The sequence below is a fragment of the Arthrobacter sp. 2MCAF14 genome, assembly GCF_052115645.1.
In the GTDB taxonomy this organism is placed as follows: domain Bacteria; phylum Actinomycetota; class Actinomycetes; order Actinomycetales; family Micrococcaceae; genus Arthrobacter.
The window spans coordinates 314,679-328,522 of sequence record NZ_JBFRHB010000001.1; the positions used below are offsets into that span (position 1 = coordinate 314,679).

Annotated in this window: 9 protein-coding genes; 7 read left to right on the top strand and 2 right to left on the bottom strand. The window is 63.9% G+C overall.

Going from position 1 to position 13,844, the window contains the following annotated elements:
- Positions 1-61: 61 nt before the first annotated feature.
- Both AB4074_RS01460 and AB4074_RS01465 read right to left on the bottom strand, forming a co-directional pair.
- Entirely contained in the window at positions 62-1,168 is a 1,107-nt protein-coding gene (locus AB4074_RS01460; RefSeq protein ID WP_441411781.1) for a PQQ-dependent sugar dehydrogenase, read from the bottom strand.
- Between the two features lie 56 nt (positions 1,169-1,224).
- A complete protein-coding gene (locus AB4074_RS01465; RefSeq protein ID WP_441411782.1) occupies positions 1,225-2,307 on the bottom strand; it encodes a sunset domain-containing protein in 1,083 nt (360 codons plus the stop codon).
- A gap of 276 nt (positions 2,308-2,583) precedes the next feature.
- Between AB4074_RS01465 and ilvD the strand changes: the two genes are divergently transcribed.
- The 7 genes from ilvD to AB4074_RS01500 all read left to right on the top strand — a co-directional run bounded on the left by ilvD (position 2,584) and on the right by AB4074_RS01500 (position 13,782).
- The gene (gene ilvD / locus AB4074_RS01470; protein WP_441411783.1) at positions 2,584-4,305 is read left to right on the top strand and encodes a dihydroxy-acid dehydratase; all 1,722 of its coding nucleotides are present in this window, start codon (positions 2,584-2,586) and stop codon (positions 4,303-4,305) included.
- A gap of 410 nt (positions 4,306-4,715) precedes the next feature.
- A complete protein-coding gene (locus AB4074_RS01475; RefSeq protein WP_441411784.1) occupies positions 4,716-6,617 on the top strand; it encodes an acetolactate synthase large subunit in 1,902 nt (633 codons plus the stop codon).
- A gap of 2 nt (positions 6,618-6,619) precedes the next feature.
- The gene (gene ilvN, locus AB4074_RS01480) at positions 6,620-7,132 is read left to right on the top strand and encodes an acetolactate synthase small subunit (RefSeq protein ID WP_236811607.1); all 513 of its coding nucleotides are present in this window, start codon (positions 6,620-6,622) and stop codon (positions 7,130-7,132) included.
- Between the two features lie 81 nt (positions 7,133-7,213).
- Entirely contained in the window at positions 7,214-8,239 is a 1,026-nt protein-coding gene (ilvC, locus tag AB4074_RS01485; protein WP_078108575.1) for a ketol-acid reductoisomerase, read from the top strand.
- A 184-nt stretch (positions 8,240-8,423) separates the two neighbouring features.
- Positions 8,424-10,019: a phosphoglycerate dehydrogenase gene (serA, locus tag AB4074_RS01490; RefSeq protein ID WP_236811602.1), complete on the top strand. Its 1,596-nt coding sequence runs from the start codon at positions 8,424-8,426 to the stop codon at positions 10,017-10,019.
- 206 nt (positions 10,020-10,225) lie between these two features.
- On the top strand, positions 10,226-13,030 hold the full coding sequence (locus AB4074_RS01495) for an ABC transporter permease (protein ID WP_441411785.1): 2,805 nt from the start codon (positions 10,226-10,228) through the stop codon (positions 13,028-13,030).
- Positions 13,027-13,782: an ABC transporter ATP-binding protein gene (locus AB4074_RS01500; RefSeq protein WP_441411786.1), complete on the top strand. Its 756-nt coding sequence runs from the start codon at positions 13,027-13,029 to the stop codon at positions 13,780-13,782. Before AB4074_RS01495 ends, AB4074_RS01500 begins: the two co-directional genes overlap by 4 nt.
- Positions 13,783-13,844: the final 62 nt, after the last annotated feature.

Sequence of the window (13,844 nt, forward strand, 5' to 3'; positions counted from 1 at the left end):
ACGACATGTAACTCTACACGACAGTTGCCGAAGTGTGAAATCGGCCCGGGCCTCCTGCGCGTCACTGGCGGGGAGGCTTCAGGACCAGCGCAAAGTCAGGGTTTTGGTTGTTGCTAAGAACCCAAAGCGTGCCGTCCGGCGCAAGCGAAATGTCCCTGAGTCGCCCGTAGTCCGCCGTGAGGTATGCCACGGGATTCCCCGCCGTTTCTCCGTTGAGCGGTACCGTCCACAAACGCTGCCCGCGCAGCGCGCACGTGAACGCCGTTCCGTTCACGATCTCCAGCCCGCTCGGCGAGGCATCCGCCGTCGACGGCCAGACCACTTTGGCGTCGATGTAGCCGGCGCGGCCGGGCGCCCCGGTCACTTCCGGCCAGCCGTAGTTGCCGCCCGCCTGGATGAGATTGAGTTCGTCGTTGACGTCGGGGCCGAATTCGCTCGCCCACAGCCTGCCGGAGCTGTCCCAGGCGAGCCCTTGCACATTGCGGTGCCCGTAGCTGTAAACGGGGTTGCCAAACGGGTTGCCCGGCGCGGCTTTCCCCTCGGGGGTAAGCCGCAGGATCTTCCCGCCGAGCGCATTGCGGTCCTGCGCCCGCTCGGGGTGCTGTGCATCTCCCGTGCCGACGTAGAGGAACCCGTCGGGGCCGAAGCGGATGCGGCCGCCGTTGTGGGTCAAGGCTTTGGGGATGCCTGAGAAGATGACTTCCGGTGTGCCGAGGCTCAGCCGCCCGTCCGCGGCCTGCTCCAGGCGGGTGCGCGAAATTCTGTTGTCCGATTCGGCGGTGAAATAGGCGTAAAGCAGGCGGTCGCTGGCGAACGCGGGAGAGAGGGCCAGCCCCAGCAGTCCGCCTTCGCCGCCGGGTACGACGCCGGGAAACTCGCCCACCGTCGTGACCTGGTCGTTCCGGACCGATTTGATGAGCTTGGTGTCGCGTTCGGAGATGATGGCAGTTCCGTCGCCGAGGAACACGATGGACCACGGGAGTGTCAGATTCACGTCAAGCTTCCGAAGCAGCTCCGGTCCGTTGCCTTGGGTGGGCCCCGGGCCGGGAGCACTCCCTGTACAGGCGCCTAGCAGCAAAGCCATGAGGCAGGCCACCGCTATCAGAGCCCGGGCAAGCGCAAGGCGGGACCGGAAGACGCTCCCCGATCCCGCCTTTGTGTGGTTCATTGCTTGTCCTGGTTGCAGGGCCGCTTGCCGCCGTGGATCCTCAGGTCCTTGGGCCCTCAGCGGCGGTTCCTGCGAGGCGGACGGAAACCGGCTGCCTCCGCGTGGGCGCTCGAAATAAACCACACCTCGGCTTTGACCTCGTCGTAGGACGGGCTGTCTTCATCGTGGTAGGTCATGGTGTCCGCGTTGCCTTTGACCGTGTAGCCAGCGGGGCCGCTCCCGTCGGCGCCGGCCGCAGCCGATCCTTCACCGTAAGGCTGCTCAGCGGCAAGGTGCCCGCCAAGCGGCGGCGCGCCGGTGGAATCCTCGGCCTGGGTGGTTGACTCAAAAGGCGCCGGAGCCGCGTCGGGAGCTTCGGCCCGGTCTTCTTGCATTTCCGCAGCAGAGTCGACTGCCTCCGCCGCGGCTGATTCCGCACCGGGAAGCGTCGGTGCATGGGCGTCCGTGTATTCGCGGTGGTGGATCGGAGCGGGGGGTACGGGTGCGCCGCCTTCGCTCCAGGTAGCTTCCCACTCGGCGCTGTCGGCCAACTGTTCGGGGGTTGCTGGTTCCGTAGTCGACGAGGCCGGAACGCCGGCAGCCGCGGGAACGGAGGGTCCGGCGTCGGCCGCCGTAACGTCGTCGGCCGTCACGCCCCCTTCAAGTTCGGGCTCGGCAGCAACCGGCCCGGTGGCCTCGGAAAGCGCGTCCTCGGAAAGTGCGGCCTCCGAAACCGCGTCCTCGGACAGCACGGGTTTCGAGAGCGTGGGCTCCTCGAACATGGGCTCCTCCGCCGAGGTTCCGGCCGCGGGGGACTCTTCCGGGGCGGCCATTCCGGTGTCGCGGGGAGGGGAAGGTCGCTCCCAATCGTCGACGTCGAGGCCCCCCGCCTCAGGTTCCGCCTCCGGCTCCGGCTCGGCTTCGGGTGCGGCCGCCTGCGACCCGGCCACGTCTTGATGGGCGGTCGCAGTTGCGGCGACCAAAGGGGCGGAGCCTGTCAGGGCGGCGGCTGTGACGTCCATCTGTGGAGAGGAAGCAGTCGGTGACGGCGAGGCCGGGGCCATGGCGCCCGGGGAAGACTTCGCTCTATTGCGGCTCAGGAGCCACCAGACAATCGCGACGATCAACACGATGACGATGACCGTGGTCAACCATTCCATGGGAGGAGCCCTTCTGTCTGTTCGAGTGGCGCAGTGGTCGTGATTTGACGTTACGTCCGTGTCACGGGGCTGTCTAGGTTAGTCAAACGATTCGCGGCCTTCAGCGCTCCCGTGGTCCTGTCGGGTGGAACTGCGGTCGACGATGAGACTGATGTCTCACATATCGAGACGACTGTCCATTATTTGAATGAAATATTGAATGAAATAGCGCTAAATTCGCCTTAACCCGCCAAACATGTTCGTTGGCCACAGCCCAAGAGTCATAGACTCGTGCCCATGAGTGACCACACCCCAATTGCGACAGACAACCAGCCGGACATCAAGCCACGCAGCCGGGTCGTAACGGACGGCATCCATGCCGCCCCCGCGCGAGGCATGTTCCGGGCCGTAGGCATGGGCGATGACGACTTCGCCAAGCCCCAAATCGGCGTCGCGAGCTCGTGGAACGAAATTACGCCCTGCAACCTTTCGCTGAACCGACTCGCCCAGGGTGCCAAGGAAGGCGTTCACGCCGGCGGTGGTTTCCCCATGCAGTTCGGCACCATTTCCGTTTCGGACGGCATTTCCATGGGCCACGAGGGCATGCACTTCTCCCTTGTTTCTCGTGAAGTCATTGCCGACTCCGTTGAAACCGTCATGCAGGCCGAGCGCATTGACGGCTCCGTTTTGCTGGCCGGCTGCGACAAATCCCTCCCGGGCATGCTGATGGCGGCCGCCCGACTGGATCTCGCCAGTGTCTTCCTTTACGCCGGTTCCATCATGCCGGGCTGGGTCAAGCTCGAGGACGGCTCGGAGAAGGAAGTCACCCTCATTGACGCCTTCGAAGCCGTGGGCGCGTGCGCTGCTGGCAAGATGAGCCGCGGAGACTTGGACCGCATCGAGCGCGCTATCTGTCCCGGTGAAGGCGCCTGCGGCGGTATGTACACGGCCAACACCATGGCGTGCATCGGCGAAGCGCTCGGCATGTCCCTGCCGGGCTCGGCTGCCCCGCCCTCGGCAGACCGCCGTCGTGATGACTTTGCCCGCAAGTCCGGCGAGGCAGTGGTCAACCTGCTCCGCCTCGGCATCACCGCCCGGGACATCATGACCAAGAAGGCGTTCGAGAACGCCATCGCCGTCACCATGGCCTTCGGCGGTTCCACCAACGCCGTCCTGCACCTGCTCGCGATCGCCCGGGAAGCCGAGGTCGAACTGACCCTGGACGACTTCAACCGCATCGGCGACAAGATTCCGCACCTGGGCGACCTCAAGCCCTTCGGCCGCTACGTCATGACCGACGTCGACAAGATCGGCGGCGTGCCGGTCATCATGAAGGCGCTGCTCGACGCCGGCCTGCTGCACGGCGACTGCCTGACCGTCACAGGCAAGACCCTTGCCGAGAACCTGGCCGCCATCAACCCGCCGGACCTCGACGGCAAGATCCTGCGCGCCCTGGACAACCCGATCCACAAGACCGGCGGCATCACCATCCTGCACGGTTCCATGGCCCCGGAAGGTGCCGTCGTGAAGAGCGCCGGCTTCGACGCCGATGTCTTCGAAGGAACCGCCCGCGTGTTCGAACGCGAGCAAGGCGCCCTCGACGCTTTGGACAAGGGCGAGATCAAGGCCGGGGACGTCGTCGTGATCCGTTACGAAGGACCCAAGGGCGGCCCGGGCATGCGTGAGATGCTCGCCATCACCGGCGCCATCAAGGGCGCGGGCCTCGGCAAGGACGTGCTCCTGCTGACCGACGGTCGCTTCTCGGGCGGAACCACGGGTCTCTGCATCGGGCACGTTGCGCCTGAAGCCGTCGACGGCGGTCCTATCGCCTTCGTCAAGGACGGCGACAAGATCCGCGTGGACATTGCTGCCCGTTCGTTCGACCTCCTGGTGGACGAAGCCGAGCTCGAGTCCCGCAAGGTCGGCTGGGAGCCCCTCCCGGCCAAGTTCACCAAGGGCGTCCTCGCGAAGTACGCCAAGCTGGTGCACAGCGCCTCCACCGGCGCCTATTGCGGCTAATTCCGGGTTCCGGCCCAACTAACTCGCAGTTGTTGTCGTTTTGACGCCTCATAACGACAACAACTGCTAGTCAGTTGGGTGGCCGGGGTAGGACCAGTCCGTGGACAATGGGGTCCACATAGTGAGATGACATCTTTATCGTTTGACACCTATCTCACTAAGAGGGAACACTGAACGCATGATCGCATTCGTTACTGTCGGCGCCACCGTGGGCACTGTCGTACTTACCAAGCGCGTGGCCTCCTAGCCCGACTGGTAACGAACCGTCACGCGCAACCCCTCGAAGAGCCGCAAGGCTGAGGGGTTTTTTTTATTTCCCGCAGGGGACGGCGCATTGAGCAAGAACCCGCATGAACGCAGTACCCAAGCAGTAACTTTCACTAATTGAAGATCCCCAAAGGAAGAGTCCGATGAGCAAAGGATCGCCGATCAGCCCCTCGCTGATGGCTGCAAAGTCCGCTGGAGCCCCCAAGGCTCCGGAAAAGGTCGACCGTACGGCTGACGCCGTCGTCGACAATGCTGCAACTCTCTCTCCTGTACTCGGGCCGAACAACGTTGTACCCCCAACGGTGATGACCGGCTCGGAAGCTATTGTCCGCTCGCTCGAAGAACTCGGCGTGGACGATATTTTTGGTTTGCCCGGTGGCGCGATCCTCCCCACCTATGACCCTTTGATGGCCTCCAAGATGAATCACGTCCTGGTCCGTCACGAACAGGGAGCCGGCCACGCAGCGCAAGGCTACGCCATGGTTACCGGACGGGTTGGCGTCTGCATCGCCACCTCGGGCCCCGGTGCCACCAACCTCGTTACCGCCATCATGGATGCCCACATGGACTCCGTGCCCCTCGTTGCGATTACCGGCCAGGTATCGGCTTCTGTCATTGGCACTGATGCCTTCCAGGAAGCAGACATCGTCGGCATCACCATGCCGATCACCAAGCATTCCTTCCTGGTGACGGATCCCAACGACATTCCGCATGTCATGGCCGAGGCTTTCTACCTTGCGAGCACCGGGCGTCCCGGTCCCGTATTGGTGGACATCGCCAAGAACGCCCAGCAGGGCACCATGACCTTCTCCTGGCCGCCCAAAATCGATTTGCCGGGCTATCGTCCGGTGGTCCGCGGCCACAACAAGCAGGTGCGCGAGGCTGCCCGGCTGATCGCTGCGGCAAGCAAGCCCGTCCTGTATGTCGGCGGCGGTGTGGTCAAGGCCCACGCATCGGCCGAACTGCGCGAGCTCGCGGAACTCACCGGCGCTCCCGTGGTGACCACACTCATGGCCCGTGGCGCGTTCCCGGATTCCCACCCCCAGCACGTCGGCATGCCCGGCATGCACGGCACGGTTTCTGCGGTTACCGCACTGCAGCAGTCCGATCTGTTGATCACCCTTGGTGCGCGCTTTGATGACCGCGTGACGGGTGTCCTCAGCACCTTCGCTCCGCACGCAAAGATCATCCACGCGGACATCGACCCCGCGGAGATCTCCAAGAACCGCACGGCTGACGTTCCGATCGTGGGCTCCGTCAAGGAGATCATTCCGGAACTGAGCGAGGCGGTCCGCAACGCTTTCGAGCAATCCGGCACCCCGGACCTCGGCGGTTGGTGGGCGTTCCTCAACAACCTCCGCGATACCTACCCTCTGGGTTGGACGGAGCCGGAAGACGGACTCAGTGCCCCCCAGCGGGTCATCGAACGCATTGGTGCGCTCACGGGCCCGGAAGGCATCTACGTCGCGGGCGTTGGCCAGCACCAGATGTGGGCCGCGCAGTTCATCAAGTACGAGCGTCCCCACGCCTGGCTGAACTCCGGCGGTGCCGGCACCATGGGTTATGCCGTGCCCGCAGCCATGGGCGCCAAGGTCGGCGAACCCGACCGTGTGGTCTGGGCGATCGACGGCGACGGCTGCTTCCAGATGACCAACCAGGAACTGGCCACCTGCGCCATCAACAAAATTCCCATCAAGGTTGCCATCATCAACAATTCCTCGCTTGGCATGGTGCGCCAGTGGCAGACCCTCTTCTATGAAGGCCGCTACTCCAACACCGACCTGAACACCGGCCACGACACCGTCCGTATCCCGGACTTCGTCAAGCTTGCAGACGCCTACGGCTGCGCAGCCTTCCGTTGCGAGCGGGACGAGGATATTGACGCAACCATCCAGAAGGCCCTGGAAATCAATGACCGTCCCGTGGTCATCGACTTCGTGGTCAGCCCGAACTCCATGGTGTGGCCGATGGTCCCCTCCGGAGTCTCGAATGACCAGATCCAGGTTGCCCGCAACATGACCCCGGAATGGGAAGAGGAGGACTAGCCATGAGCCGCCACACACTGTCCGTTCTGGTCGAAGACAAGCCCGGTGTGCTGACCCGCGTAGCCAGCCTCTTCGCCCGGCGGGCCTTCAACATCAACTCCCTGGCCGTCGGCCCCACCGAGGTCTCCGGGATTTCCCGGATGACCGTCGTCGTCGACGCCGATGGCGACCTCATCGAGCAGGTCACCAAACAGCTCAACAAACTGATCAACGTGATCAAGATTGTCGAGCTGACTCCAGAATCTTCCGTGCAGCGTGACCACATCCTGGTCAAGGTACGTGCGGATGCCGCGACACGCCTGCAGGTCACCCAAGCTGCAGACTTGTTCCGTGCCTCAGTGGTTGACGTTTCCACAGACTCGGTGGTCATTGAGGCAACCGGTACCCCGGAAAAGCTCGCAGCGCTGCTTTCAGTGCTCGAGCCGTTCGGCATCCGCGAAATAGTGCAGTCCGGCACCTTGGCCGTTGGGCGGGGATCCCGCTCCATGAGTGACAGGGCGTTGCGCAGCGCTTAGGCATTTTCTTAAGTACTGCGTAGTAGCCCGATACCGAACCACAGACAATATCTACAAAACCACTCAAGAGGAGTTACGCAAGTGACTGAAATGTTCTACGACGACGACGCAGACCTGTCGATCATCCAGGGTCGCAAGGTTGCCATTGTCGGCTACGGTTCCCAGGGCCACGCCCACGCGCTGAACCTGCGCGACTCGGGCGTCGAGGTTGTCATCGCGCTCAAGGAAGGCTCGAAGTCGATCGCCAAGGCCGAGGACGCAGGCTTCACGGTCAAGAACGTTGCCGACGCCGCCGAATGGGCCGACGTCATCATGATCCTGGCACCGGACCAGCACCAGCGCGCGATCTACAACGACTCCATCAAGGACAAGCTGACCGCCGGCAAGGCCCTTGCTTTCGCCCACGGCTTCAACATCCGCTTCGGGTACATCGAGGCACCCGAGGGCGTTGACGTCATCCTGATCGCCCCGAAGGCTCCAGGACACACCGTCCGCCGCGAGTTCGAAGCCGGCCGCGGTATCCCGGACATCATCGCCGTCGAGCAGGACGCTTCCGGTTCCGCTTGGGAACTGGCCAAGTCTTACGCGAAGGCAATCGGCGGCACGCGCGCCGGCGTCATCAAGACCACCTTCACCGAAGAGACCGAAACCGACCTCTTCGGCGAGCAGGCTGTCCTGTGCGGCGGTGTCTCCCAGCTGATCCAGTACGGCTTCGAGACCCTGACCGAAGCCGGCTACCAGCCGCAGATCGCCTACTTCGAGGTTCTTCACGAGCTCAAGCTCATCGTTGACCTCATGTGGGAGGGTGGCATCGCCAAGCAGCGCTGGAGCGTTTCCGACACCGCAGAGTACGGCGACTACGTCTCCGGCCCGCGCGTCATCGACCCCCGGGTCAAGGAAAACATGGCCGGCGTCCTCGCCGACATCCAGTCCGGTGCCTTCGCCAAGCGTTTCATCGACGACCAGGACAACGGCGCTGTCGAGTTCAAGGAACTGCGGGCCAAGGCAGAGCAGCACCCCATCGAGGGTGTCGGCCGCGAGCTGCGTTCCCTGTTCTCCTGGCAGCAGCAGGACGAGGACTACGTCGAAGGCTCCGCAGCCCGCTAGTCAAGGCACCCGTTGAAGCCGCGGCAGGAGCCGTAGCAATTCAACACAGAACGCCGTTCGGGATAGGCTCGAAATGAAGCCGCCCGGCATGGAGGCCGGACCCGGTACACCGGGTCCGGCCTTCGTCGTCAAAGAATCGTTTCACCAAAACCCCACCTGAAAAAGAGAGCTAAAGAGGTCACCGGTGACTAGCACCAAGCCAGTAGTACTCCTCGCTGAGGAACTTTCGCCCGCCACGATCGAGGCCCTTGGTCCGGACTTCGAGATCCGCCAAACCGACGGCGCGGACCGCTCCCAGCTGCTCTCCGCAATCGTCGACGTCGACGCCATCCTCGTGCGTTCAGCCACCCAGGTGGACGCCGAGGCAATTGCCGCAGCCAAGAACCTCAAGATCATCGCGCGTGCCGGTGTCGGCCTGGACAACGTGGACATCAAGGCCGCCACCCAGGCCGGCGTCATGGTGGTCAATGCTCCGACGTCGAACATTGTGTCCGCTGCCGAGCTGACGGTCGGCCATATCCTCAGCCTCGCCCGCCACATCCCGCAGGCCAGCTCCGCCTTGAAGGGCGGCGAGTGGAAGCGCTCCAAGTACACCGGCATCGAACTCTTCGAGAAGAAGATCGGCATCATCGGCCTCGGACGCATCGGAGCGCTCGTGGCTGCCCGGCTGCAAGGCTTCGAGACCGAGATCCTCGCCTACGACCCCTACATCACCTCGGCACGCGCGGCCCAGCTCGGCGTCAAGCTCGTCACCCTCGACGAGCTGCTCGAGAAGTCGGACTTCATCACCATCCACATGCCCAAAACCCCGGAAACAGTAGGCATGCTGGGCGCCGACGCTTTCAAGAAGATGAAGGAAACGGCCTACGTTGTCAATGTCGCCCGTGGCGGCCTGATCGACGAAGAGGCCCTCCACGAGGCCTTGGAAGACGGACAGATCGCCGGCGCAGGCATCGACGTCTTCGTCAAGGAGCCGAGCACCGACCTTCCCTTCTTCGGCATGGACAACGTCATCGTGACGCCCCACTTGGGTGCCTCCACGGACGAAGCCCAGGAAAAGGCCGGCGTCTCCGTGGCGAAGTCCGTGCGCCTCGCCCTCGCCGGCGAACTCGTGCCGGATGCCGTCAACGTTGCCGGTGGCGTGATCGCTTCCGACGTCCGCCCCGGAATCCCGCTGATCGAAAAGCTCGGCCGGATCTTCACGGCCCTGACCCACGCATCCCTGACGCAGATCGACGTCGAGGTCGCGGGCGAAATCGCGAGCCTGGACGTGAAGGTCCTCGAACTGGCGGCGCTCAAGGGCGTGTTCGCCGACGTCGTGACCGAGCAGGTCTCCTACGTCAACGCGCCCGTCATCGCAGAGCAGCGCGGCATCAACACCCGCCTGATCACGACGCCGGAAGCCGAGGACTACCGCAACGTCCTGACCATCCGCGGAGCACTCAGTGACGGCTCACAGATTTCCGTGGCCGGCACGCTCACCGGACCCAAGCAGGTCCAGAAGCTCGTGGGCGTCAACGGCTACGACGTCGAAATCCCGATCAGCGAACACTTGGTGGTTGTTTCCTACGCGGACCGTCCCGGTGTCATCGGCACCATCGGCCACATCCTGGGCATGAACAACATCAATATCGGTGGCATGCAGGTGGCACGCCAGAGCGAAGGCGGCCAGGTCTTGGCGCTGCTGACGATCGACACTTCGGTGCCGCAGCAGGTCCTTGAAGCAATCAAGGCCGGCATCGGCGCCGACATGGTTCGCGAAGTGGACCTGGAGGACTAGCATCCTCACCGTTTGAGCTAGAAAAGTGTGCCGCACTTCACATCGGCCACATATCATTGGCCGGTCTGCCTACAATGGCTTGGTCCGAAATTCGGAACCGGCGGCAGGCCGGCCAATAACTTTTGCACGCACCCAGTGGATTCCTATTGCCTCGGCATGGTTCCAGGGACAGCAGCACACCCGCAATCCAGGACTCAGGGAGCCCTATGAACGCCGTCCAGAGGTTCATCAGAAGCCGTGTGCTTCTGTTGACCGCGGCCATTTTGATCGTCGCCATGTGTTTGTCCGTATTCATCCAGAGCCAGTCGCAGGCCGCGCTGAACCGGACAGTGGATGAGAACTCACGCGGCCTGTACGACATCCTGGTCCAGGCCAAGTCCGCGAATACCAAGGACGGCGGGGCACTCCTCCAGCCGGACATCGCGAACGGCCAGGGCGGCATCAGCTTCCCTCAACTCGAGAAGATCCGGGGGCTGAGCGGTGCGTCGGTAGCGGCGCCCATCAGCCTCGTGTCCCGGGTGACGCAGAACCTGGAAACTCCGCGGCTTGATGCTATGGATTACCTTGGCTACAACGCGGGGCTGGCTGGTGGAGCCACCGCGGGAGATCCGACCGGAACGGACTCCAAGAGCTGGCCCGCGCCGGAGTCCGTCCTCCCTGCGCAACCCAAGAAGTACCGCCTCACCGCCACTGCCGTGAGCTCCGACGGAGTGTCCCAGCAAACCCTCTTCCAGACCAGCGCTGAAGGCACGCTCGGCAAGGGGCAGGTCGTGGAGCAGCAGGCTGCCGGAGGCAAGAGCATCCGCATCGCCGGCCCCGCGGGAGAGAGCGGCATCAAGTTCCCCGCTCCTGCCGGTGGCTCGGAGCACAACCTCTTCAACCTGTCGGTGGCGCTGCCCATGGCTCCACAGGTCACCGAGTCTGTCGTCGCCGTCGATCCGACAGCTGAACGCGCCCTCCTGGGCTCGGCCGGAGACTTCCTCGCACCGCTGCAAAAGGCGCCGCCGGCCGACACCCGCAACGCGGGTGCCATCGGCCGCTACTTCGAACAACTCTTCGCCAAGAGCCCCACGCAGCAGGAACTCGAGCAGGGCCCGGATTTCATGGGCGTCAAGCTCAAATACTGGGCGCCCCTCATGACCCAGTACCAGCAGGCAAAACTGTCCGGCCAGATCACGGATGCCTCGCAGGCCATTCCTTTGATCGTCCGGCAGGGAACCTCGCTGGACCTGAAGTACTCGGTCAAAATCCAGGAAATCGATGATTCGGGCAAGGTCGTCAACGACGTCGGCACTGTCTCACGTTCCTTGGACAAGGACTACCTGCCGTTCGTGTCAAAGTCGCCGTTCGCCCTGTCATGGCCCGGGTCCACCGACCACAGTCAGTTGCTCGGTAACATGGGCAACTTCAGCCAAGGCCTGTACCAGCCGGCCCAGTGGAGCACGGACTTCGCAGCCGCACCCAAGTACAAGGACGGCGAAACCTCTGCGAATGGAGCCGTCGCCAAGTCCGCCACACCGGGGGACTGGGTTACCGTCAACAAGCTGCCTGAGAAGTCGGCCTTCGGCGCGATCGTGGACCAGAGCCAGCGCAAGCCGGTCGACGAGCGCTCCTACCGGGAGAACCTTGCCACGGGATCGAAGCCCGCTACCCCGCTGCCGATGGTCTACGGGACGTTTGATCCTGCCCAGATCCAGAAAGCGGCCGGCGACGTCAACAAGCTGCCCTTGGGTGGCTACGACCCGGCCCCGATGACGCTCCAGAAGGACGCTTCGGGCAATGACACCGCCGCCAAGGGCCTCAAGCCCTCGCTGAGCGATACTGGCCTCGTCAGCCAGTCTGCCGGTGCCATTACCGACTACTACGGCCTTGCCGCAGCGCGCGGTTACGATTCCAACGCCAACGTGATCGATGCCGTCCGGGTCCGCGCCAGCGCACCGGGCAACTGGAAGCAGGCCCAACCAGAGGTCGACAAGCTCGCAGCCCAGATCCGCGACATGGGTCTACAAGCCACAGTGGTGGCCGGCTCCGCGCGTGAAGACGCCAACATCTTCGTCCCGGGATATTCCAAGGACGATGCCGGCAAGGAATCCGCCCTGGGCACCGTCCAGCAATCGTGGGTTCGGCAGGATGCCGCCGATGCCGTGTCCGGTTCCCTGACGGGCACCAACATCACCCTTCTCTTCCTGACGCTGTGCGGGGCCACTCTCCTGACCGGCGCTTCCACAGTCAGCTATATCCGCCAGCGACGCAACGAGGCGGGGATCCTCCGCGCCATGGGCTGGACCCAGAGGAAAATCCGAAGTTGGGTCCTCGAGGAGTTCGGCATCGGTGCGGGGATCGTCGCCGTGGCAGGCATTGCGCTGAGCCTTCTGAGCTGGAACCTGGCGACGGTCATTGTTTCCGCGTCCGTGTTGCTCATTTACTGCGCCGCCGCATACATCGCGGCCCAGCAATTGCGGCACCGCGACATCGTTGACCAGGAACCCCAACACGATGAACGCCTGATCCCGGTGGATTCGCCGCTGACGTTTGCGTACCGCCAACTGGTCACCCACCGCTTCAGCTCAGTCGCGCTGGCCGTGGCTGTGGGAGTGTTCGGGGCGGCCGTCGGTGCCCTGATCGCCTTGCTCATTGACATCCCGCGCGCAGCTGGAGCCAGTGCCCTCAGCGGTCTCGCCTCAGCTACCGTAGCCCTGCCGAGCGTCATCCTGGCAGTCTGCGGAGTGCTCGTGGGCCTCGTACTGACCTTGGTCACGGGTCGGTTCGAACTCCAGGCCAGGCGGGAGCAGCTCGGCACTCTCCGGGCCATGGGCTGGAACCCGGACATGCTGGGGCAGGTCCGGTTCTTCGAAAATGCCTTGGTCGGAGCAGTGGCCCTGATCCTGGGCGTCGTGGGGGCGCTGGGCCTGGGCCTGTTGCTCGCTCCTTATGCCGCACTTTGGGCCGCTTTGGCCGGAGTGGTGGCCGTAATTTGCTGGATTCCCATTGCAACGAAAGTGGTCAAATGACTGACAATCTCGAACCCGATCTGACCGCGACCACGGAATCCACCGACGAGTCGTTCCAGACCCGGGCCAATACCATAGTGCGGGCGGCGGACCACGGTATGCCCCTGCAGTTGAGCAACATCACCATCCGCTACGGCGGCGACAAAGGTGGCGCGGAGCCGGTCACCGTCGTCGAGGACTTCAACCTGAGCCTGCACGCCGGTGAGATGCACTGCGTCGCCGGGCGAAGCGGCTCAGGCAAGACCAGCATCCTGACAGTGGGAGCGGGACTGACGCTTCCGACGTCGGGCCGTGTCCTCTGGGAGGGCGACTCCCTCGAGAAGATGGGCGACGACGAAATCGCCGACCGCCGCCGCGCCCTGATCGGGTACGTGGACCAGGGCGGCGCCTTGATCGACGGCATGAGCGCTTTGGAGAATGTGCTGTTGCCGGCCGTTCCCGACGGCGAAGTGGAGCAGCGCACCGAAATGGCCAAGGACCTGCTGGACCTGGTGGGGCTGGGCCGGCGCATGCGCCACCGTCCGGCGCAGCTGTCCGGCGGTGAGCGCCAGCGTGTCGCGATCGCCCGGGCCCTGATCCTGGGCACCCGTGTCCTGGTAGTGGACGAGCCAACGGCCAGCCTGGACCGCACTTCGGCAAACCGCATCATCAGCATCCTGAAGGACACCACCAGCGACGGCATCGCCGTGCTCGTGGCGTCGCACGACCACGAGCTTGTCAGGCTCAGCGATACGCTGACTGAATTGAACTAGTAGCCGATGCTTCCGGACCGGCCGTCACATGCGGCCGGTCCGGTCTTTCCATCTCCAAGAGA

Coding starts and splice junctions, on each gene's coding strand:
- AB4074_RS01495 (WP_441411785.1), top strand. CDS start 10,226: ATGAACGCCGTCCAGAGGTTCATCAGAAGCCGTGTGCTTCTGTTGACC.
- AB4074_RS01500 (WP_441411786.1), top strand. CDS start 13,027: ATGACTGACAATCTCGAACCCGATCTGACCGCGACCACGGAATCCACC.
- AB4074_RS01475 (WP_441411784.1), top strand. CDS start 4,716: ATGAGCAAAGGATCGCCGATCAGCCCCTCGCTGATGGCTGCAAAGTCC.
- ilvD (WP_441411783.1), top strand. CDS start 2,584: ATGAGTGACCACACCCCAATTGCGACAGACAACCAGCCGGACATCAAG.
- AB4074_RS01460 (WP_441411781.1), bottom strand. CDS start 1,168: ATGAACCACACAAAGGCGGGATCGGGGAGCGTCTTCCGGTCCCGCCTT.
- AB4074_RS01465 (WP_441411782.1), bottom strand. CDS start 2,307: ATGGAATGGTTGACCACGGTCATCGTCATCGTGTTGATCGTCGCGATT.
- ilvN (WP_236811607.1), top strand. CDS start 6,620: ATGAGCCGCCACACACTGTCCGTTCTGGTCGAAGACAAGCCCGGTGTG.